Here is a 1,386-nt window from a genome sequence, read left to right on the forward strand (position 1 = left end):
AGCCGTTACCTGGCGCACCTGTTCGAGGTGCTGCCGACGCTCACCTCGCTGGATCAACTCGATGCTCTGCTCCCGCAGAATCTCGATCGGGCCGCGCTCAACCCGGACTGACCGAGGATGCGGTTCGTCCACCGCTTACCCATAGACTGCATATGAAGGTGTACCCTTGTGCTTGCTAACGCGGAGAAAAGTTGGGGGAAGGCCCGCTGAGTGAAGGCAACGAGACGACGAGCGATGATGCCAGACAGTCACGGCCGTTTCGTATCTGCCGTTGGTGCGATTCCGCGATGGGCGCTGCCGGGCCCTTGTGTCCTGTCTGCGGTCGTGACCAGCACTGGTTGATTGGGCGCCTGGGTGGGCTCGCAAACGCAATCACCATCACCGTTGCCGTTCTCGCGGCGGTAGTTGCTTCGTATCAAGCGTACCAAGCCGAAAGGGACTCTGGTCGCGCGACGGAGGCGAGGGACTTGGCGGTCGAGGCGTCTCGGGAGGCGGTCGAGTCGCGGAGGATTGCCGAGGAAGCGGTCGAGTCGGCAAGACGCGCGCAAGCGACTGCGACCGAAGCGATCGAGGTCGCGGACAGCTCGGCTGCGGTTGCGGCGAATACTCGCAAGCTCGCACAGAGCAGCTCTAGTCGGAAGTCATCGGCTGATCTAGCTGCAGAGCGGGCGCTCAACGAGAGCGTCCTCCATAGTTTTGCGACCTTGTTCTTCCTTCGACGCGAAATCCAATCTCTATGCCTTCCGCCACCGACGGAGAACGAGTCACTCGGCCTGCATCCGTGTGAGGATAATTGGATAGACCTTGAGAAGCAGTTCGACAGCCTCGCCTCGGGTTTCCGCCGATTCGCTGTGGTGGATGAGGAGAAGAACTACCCAGAGGCAATGTGTTCGGTAGCGCGGTGGGCTGTGAGGACGCCTGAGACCCGGATCGGGAGCAAGTTCTTTCCGAACACCAAGCCGCCATCACAACTCTATTCGCTCTACCTTGCTGAGAGTTGCGAGGGAGTGAACTCCACTCGCTACGATGACGAGAGTGAGTTGCCAGACTTTCTGCCGGCTGACTTGAGAGCCCGGTACCAGTGAAGCGGTGCCTTGAGGAACTTCAGGATCGCTCGAAGGTAACCGGTCAATGATCGCCGTCCTTCCCGGTTCCCCAGTCGCGGTGTAGATCTTCCTGGCAACCAGAGGGAGGTGAGCGATGGGTGTTCGATCGAAGCGTGTTCGTCGGAGTCGAGAAGAGTGGCAGCGGATCGTTGGCCGGTTTCGGTCGAGCGGGCTCACGGAAGCCGAGTTCAGCCGTCGAGAGGGTGTACTGGCGAGCACGTTGTCGAAGTGGCGACGCGAGTTGGGGCGGGCGGTGAAGCCGACAGCGAGCGCAGACTTC

The 1,386-nt window shown here is 60.8% G+C and carries 1 protein-coding gene; it reads left to right on the forward strand.

Translation table 11 applies throughout. The annotated features are described in order from the left end of the window. Positions 1-111, forward strand: a 111-nt coding sequence (locus GY725_01850) for a transposase domain-containing protein (protein ID MCP4002917.1), incomplete at its 5' end; no start/stop codon positions are given. Positions 112-1,386 lie beyond the last annotated feature (1,275 nt).

This window comes from bacterium (genome assembly GCA_024226335.1).
Taxonomy (GTDB): Bacteria; Myxococcota_A; UBA9160; order SZUA-336; family SZUA-336; genus JAAELY01.